The sequence below is a fragment of the Nocardiopsis sp. NPDC055824 genome, assembly GCF_053616335.1.
In genome coordinates this window covers 1-6,000 of record NZ_JBSHDN010000296.1, presented here as the reverse complement: position 1 = coordinate 6,000, position 6,000 = coordinate 1, and the positions used below count along the sequence as shown (strand labels likewise).

At 73.7% G+C, this 6,000-nt stretch carries 5 protein-coding genes; all 5 read right to left on the bottom strand.

The genetic code is table 11. The features are described 5' to 3' along the window. Nucleotides 1-14: 14 nt before the first annotated feature. A complete protein-coding gene (locus ACWGL3_RS30510; protein ID WP_267947260.1) occupies nucleotides 15-1,718 on the bottom strand; it encodes a choice-of-anchor I family protein in 1,704 nt (567 codons plus the stop codon). A 493-nt stretch (nucleotides 1,719-2,211) separates the two neighbouring features. Then, nucleotides 2,212-2,625 (bottom strand): hypothetical protein, encoded by a 414-nt coding sequence (locus tag ACWGL3_RS30505; protein WP_267947261.1) that lies wholly within the window; start codon nucleotides 2,623-2,625, stop codon nucleotides 2,212-2,214. A 421-nt stretch (nucleotides 2,626-3,046) separates the two neighbouring features. Further along, nucleotides 3,047-3,802, bottom strand: coding sequence for a protein phosphatase 2C domain-containing protein (locus tag ACWGL3_RS30500; protein ID WP_267947262.1), 756 nt, complete (start codon nucleotides 3,800-3,802; stop codon nucleotides 3,047-3,049). Nucleotides 3,803-4,001: 199 nt separating this feature from the next. After that, nucleotides 4,002-4,763: a L,D-transpeptidase family protein gene (locus tag ACWGL3_RS30495; protein WP_267947263.1), complete on the bottom strand. Its 762-nt coding sequence runs from the start codon at nucleotides 4,761-4,763 to the stop codon at nucleotides 4,002-4,004. Nucleotides 4,764-4,956: 193 nt separating this feature from the next. Beyond that, nucleotides 4,957-5,820, bottom strand: a complete 864-nt coding sequence (locus tag ACWGL3_RS30490) for an ACT domain-containing protein (protein ID WP_267947264.1) — start codon at nucleotides 5,818-5,820, stop codon at nucleotides 4,957-4,959. Nucleotides 5,821-6,000: the final 180 nt, after the last annotated feature.

The window sequence follows — 6,000 nt, the reverse complement described above, 5'->3', positions numbered from 1 at the left end:
GTCCGGGCCCGGCGTCAGGCCGGGTCCACCCGGTAGAGCGTGGTCGACCCGGACACCTCGTTGGCCACGGCCAGGAGGGGCACCCCCGGGACGGGCGAGTCGTCGCCCGCGATGAACGCCAGGCCCTCGGCGCCGAGGTCTCCGGCTTCCCGGGTCCCGGGCTCGGCGGAGAAGTCCCGGTTGTTGAGGTACTGCACGTGGAAGGCGGCGTTCGGGTCGGTGACGTCGTACACCATGACCCCGCCCACGCGTTCCAGGCCGATGAACGCGTACGTGCGGCCGGACACCTCGCCCAGCACGACGCCCTCCGGCTCGGGGCCCTTGTCGTCGCTGCGGCTCTCGAAGCTGTTCTCCGTGTGGTTGGAGTTGAAGAAGTCCGGCTCGGCCTCCGCGGTGATCCGCTCGAAGTCGGCACCGGAGTCGAAGAGCTGCTCCCCGTCCGCCGTCCAGATCGAGAAGGACCGGCCGCCGAACGCGTACACGTCCTCGTAGCAGGAGCCGTCCTCGCGCAGGCCGTCGGCCGCGGTGACCGTCAGCCGCCCGAGGGCGGCGTCGTCGGCCAGCCCCTCCGGCGAAGTGACGCCCAGGTCGTTGCCGTCGACGAAGTCGCGCAGGCGCGGGGAGTCCTCGCACAGCGGGGTCTCCTCGACCAGGTCGGCCAGCCTGGCCTCCTCCGAGTAGCCGTCCCGGTCCCGGGAGTCCCCCTCGTTGGCGGTGACCAGCAGGGTCCGGCCCTGCCACCGGTAGCTGTCGAAGCCGTCGGGCTGGTACATGCCGTACACCGGCCAGTTCTCGATCCGGACCGCCCCGTCGCGGTCGGACGCGTCCAGTCCGTTGCCGGGCTCCAGGTGGTCCTTGACCCCGAAGGGCACGATGTCGGTGAACTCCGCGGTGCGCAGGTCCAGGACGGCGAACGCGTTGGCCTCCTGGAGGACCACGTGCGCGCTGTAGGCGGTGTCCGCGACGATGTACTCGGGTTCGAGGTTGCGCGCCACCCGGCCGGGGGTTCCCGGCTCGCCGGTGGACAGGTCCGGCCCGAACACCCGCACGTCGGGGTGGAGCTCCCTGTCCCCGTCCCAGGCGCGGAAGTCGGCCGTGCGCACGTCGTCCTGGGTGAGGGCGGCCGGCCTGCGGTTCACCCTGATCACGCTGACGGAGCCCTCCGGGTCGACGGTGTGGGCGTCGTCGGGCTCGCCCTCGTTGGCGACCAGGAGGTGTCGGCCGTCGGGGGTGAAGGTCGCCATGTCCGGCAGGGCGCCGACCCGGACCGCGTTCAGCGCCCCGCCCCCGGTGTCGAAGAAGACCACCCAGCCGTCGTCGGTGCGGTCCGCGGCCTCGACGGCCACGGCCACGACGCCGTCGTGGACCGCCACGGAGTTGGCGACCGCACCCTCCCCGACCACCGACCCGTCCGCGGCCGCCACCCCGGCGACTCTCAGGTCGAGGAGCTTGGCGGGTGCGGACGGGTCCGAGATGTCGAGGACCTCGACCGTGGCGGCCGCGGCGTTGACCACGAACAACCGCTGGGAGCGCGGGTCGTGGGCGACGATCTCCGCGGCCGCCGCGTCGAAGGAGCCCGTGCGGTAGGTACCGACCGCGGACAGTGCGACGCCCCCGGGACCCGTTCCGGCGGAGTGCCGTTCGTCGGCGTGTACGGGGGCGGCCGTCCCGGTGAGGGCGACGGTGAGAGCCGCTGTGGCCGCCATGGTCTTGCTCATGGGTCGTTCCTGGGGGTGAGGGGGAAGGGGGCGCGGACACGCCCGCGCCGCAGCCAACCAGCTCGGAACGAGGGACAGCCGAACGGGTGGTGGCGCGAGGGTGAAGGGACCGCGCGCTCGGGGGACCAGTATCCCTGTGCGGGGTGCCGCTGTGGCCCTGTTCGGAGAACTCCTCCGAGGTCCTCGCCGGGGCCGGGCCGCGGTTCCGCCGCCGGTCCCGAGCGGCGGCGTCGGACACGAGGACGACGGTGCGGCGGCCGAGACGTCGGGCCGCTTCGAGCTCGGCGAGGGACTTGCCGGAACCCGGCGGGAGAGCGGTCCAGGCGTGCCGGAGCCCCTCCGCACGGTGGGCGCCGGCGGCGTCCGGGGCGGTGCGCCGGCAGGGGTGGAACTCGCCGGACCGGCGGGCCGCCGCGAGCGGCGTGGGTGTTTCGGACACGCGCGCACAGCAGACGGGGCGGCCGTCTCCGGAGGGGGACGGGCCCCCGGGGGATCAGTACCCGGCGGAGCGGAGCCGCTGCCAGGCGGTGACCCAGCGCCGGCGCTCACCGTCGTCGGTACCCGCGCAGGCGGTGACGAAGGCCATGAGGAACACGTATCTGGGCAGCTCGGTGCCTTCGAGGGCCTGCTGGAAGGTGGAGCTCTTGACCGCTCCCCCGCACAGGTACTCGAGTTCGAGGTAGGACCAGTCGCCCGCCCAGACGAGGTAGCGGCGCATGGTCAGCAGGAACTCGGCGGGGTTCTCGGCGTCCAGGGGGTTGGGGCGCTGTTCGTAGCCGACCAGCGCCTGCACGGGGAGGCGGCGCTCGACGGTTGCGCTGGGGGTGGACAGGACGCTGTCCAGCCATGTGGTGCGGCCGAGGGCGATGTTGGGACCGGTGGGCTCAAGGATGTTTGTGGGACTCACATCGTCTCCTTTTCACCGGTCGAAATCGACGTCATGTAGTTCTTCCGTGCGTGGTACGCCCGAGTGGCGCAAACGCGAACAAGGGGGCTGAGAGAACACCGAAGGCCGGTCTCGGGATGTTGTGGAGGGAACTCCGACGGTTCGGTTACCAGGAAATCTACCGGATGAACACGACACGCGAAAGCGCCTGGTGCCCGGGTTCCGGAGAGGCGTGGGTCTCCCTGGCCTGTGACGTGGACGCCCCGTCGCGCCCCACTGTGGAATTTTTGTGCGCAACACAGCAAATGTCATCTGACGCCCCGAGGGAAACGTCCGCAATGATGGGAAATGGTGGGAGCGGCGCGACCTGGGAAAGCATGGAAATGATCTTGCTTCCCCGAAAAGCAGGTTAACCGAATCACCAGTTTTAGCGGGACCGAAACTAGCCCTCCGGAGCCCACGCCAGGACGGTGGCGTCGTCGCTCGCCTTGCCCCGCGGGAACTCCGACCGCTCCGGATCGGCTCTTTCCAGTACGCGGACCCGGTCCACCAGGGAACGGGGTCCCTTGTCCGATACCAGGGCGAGAATCTGTCCCCAATTCAGGTCGCCGAACGTCTCGGCCACCCGGCCCGCCCCGTCGGTCATCGCCGCGAAGGAGCGTGCGGGCAGGGTTCCGGTGATCGCCTCCTCGGCGGCACGCGTGTCCGCCCCCGCCGTCCAGAAGCCGCCGGGCACGTTGCGCAGGTCCCGGATCGCGCCCCGGCGGTCCGGCTCGGCCCTCAGGTCGTCGAGCCGGGTGTCGGCGACCACGACCGCTCCGCCCGCTCCGTCCTCCACCAGCAGGACGGAGTCGGACAGCACCAGGTACTCCAGCCGCCCGCCGCCCACCCGCACCGCCACCACCGTCGCCGACGGCGTCTGCCGGTTGTCGAGGTCGCAGGTGTCCGCGTGCAGCGCCGAGGCCGTGGCGATGGCCTCGGCCAGGGAGTCGCGGAGGGGCGCCCCCGCGTCCGCTCCGGCCAGCAGGAGCGCGCCGAGCCGCCGCGTGTACCAGGCGACGCCGTGGGAGCAGCCGTCGTCCAGGCCGTCCGGGGCGGTGGCCCCGTCCAACAGCACGGCACTGGTCGCGGTGGCGGCGGCGAAGTCCTCGTTCGGCCGGCCGGGGTCTCCCGGCTCCGTGGTGATCAGGAAGGGCACCGGGGCAGTTCCTCTCCGCCGGGCGGCGCCTGCGCACGGCTGCCCGTCATCTTCCCGCCCGGGCGGCGTTCACGCCGGACCGCCGCCCGGAACGCGCACAGGGCGCGTCGGCCGGAGCACCCCTGCCGGACGCCGCGGGGGCCCCGGCGCCCGCCCCGGCGCCCGGCGCCGGGGCGGAGCACCCCGGCTCCGGAAGGGGTCAGCGGACGAGGACGGAGGTGTGCACGTCGATGTTCCCGCTCTCCCAGAGCCAGTCCATCGCGGCCAGGCTCACCCGCGCGCACCCCTTGGAGGCGGGCTGCGCGGGAACGCTCGGGTATCCGTGGACGGCGATGCCGCCGTTGAAGTACTTGGGTCGGTAGAGGGCGCCGTAGGGGCCGGGGTCCCAGGCATCCACGTCACGGAAGACGGTGTAGGTGCCGGTGGGGGTGGTGGCGATCCGCTCGCTGCCGTCCGAGCCCTCGTAGGGCTGGCCGGAGCCGGTGGAGGTGTTGACGACGCGCTCGACCTCGCCGTCGGAGACCACCAGGAGCAGCTGCCTCTCCAGGTCGATCTCCAGCAGGTCGCCGGAGGTGGTCGTGGCGGAGGGGAGCACGCCCTCGTCGAGCGCTGCGCGGGTGGCGGGGCCGACCACGCCGTCGCGATCGAGGCCGGCGGCCTTCTGGAGGGCCACGACCGCCTGGTCCGTGTGGAAGCCGAACTGGCCGTCCACGCCGTCGATCCAGTAGCCCAGCTCGGTGAGCCGCTCCTGGAGGGCGGTCACCTCCGGTCCCGTGCTGCCCTGGCGCAGCTCCGGTCCGGAGGCGGCGGGGCCGGGGGCGGCGGAGGCGGACGCCGGGGGCGCGAGCACGGCGGCGCCCAGGAGGAGGGCGCACGCCGCGGCCAGGACCGCGACCATCGAGCGGACGGACCGTGTCCGGGCGGGCGGGGGAAGCGTGAGGAGTGAGGGGGGAGTTGCCATACGTCACCTGTACCCACGAAAACGCCGGCTCTCCCCGATTCCACGTACCTGTGGACGGCTCCCGCGCGTCGTGGCACGTCACGCGCGTGCTCCCTTTTTCCGGCCCCCGTCCCGGCCCCGGGGACGCCGGCCACGGCCCCGCCTCCCGGGCCGCGGCACGGTCCCCCGCACCCCCGCCACGACCCGTGCGGGCTCAGCCCCGGCGCGTCCGGGCGTGCAGGGAGGAGGCCACCTGGACCAGAGCGCGGCACCGGGCGAACTCCACGGCGGTGAACGGCACCCCGTTCCGGCGGACGGTGAGCACGCCCCCGTCCGGTGCGGGCAGGGTCATGGAGGCGCCCGAGAGGTCCTCCCTCCCGAGCCCGGCGGGAGGGCTGTCGGCGTGCTCCACCTCGTGGGCCGCCGTGAGCGCGAGCAGGGAGCGCTCCAGGGTGGCCGCCCCGGCGATCAGCGCGCTGACCAGGGCGAGGGTGCGGCTGGTGGTGTCGCTGAGTTCGTGGACGTCGGCGGGCCGTACGAGCGCGTCCCGGCCGCCCGCCTCGCGCACGGCGGTGTGCAGCGCCTCCTCCCCCACGTGCGCGGGGGCGCTGACGAAGAACTCGTCCACGGCGTCGGTCCCGGCGGGGTGCACCTGCATCAGCCGGATGTCGACCCCCAGGGCCGCGAACCGGGCGGTGAGCGCCGCCAGGCCGCCGGGCACGTCGGCGACGGTCACCCTCACCCCCCACAACCGGTCGTCGGCCGGGTCGTGCGCGGCGTACGGCGCGGTCCCCGCCGCGTCCCCCGCCCCGCTCCCGGCCGCGTCCGCGCGCGGTCCGCGGCGCCGGGGCGCGTGCGCGGCTCGGTGCCGGTGCCAGCGGTGCAGCGCGGAGACCGCGAGGAGGAGCACCCCCACGCCGATCAGCGTGCGGACACCTCCGTCGCTGTGTCCGAGGGAGAGCACCACGACGTGCGACGCCCCCGCCGCGAGGAGCAGTGCGCCCAGGTCGAGTGCCTCGCGGCCGAGGAAGCCGTGGCGGTGGTCGTTGTTCCCGTGGTCACCATCGGAGACGTCCATGGACCCGAAGGTGCCCGGCGGACGTTGCGCCCGTTCGTCACTCCGTGACGACGAGGTAACGACTCGGAGTGACGTCCGTCACGGAGCGGAGTCGCCGCCCGCGGTCCGACCGGCCGCCGCCGTCCCCGCCCGCGGCGGCCCCCGCACCGGAGGGGCCGCCGCGGGTCCGGTCCGCGCGGG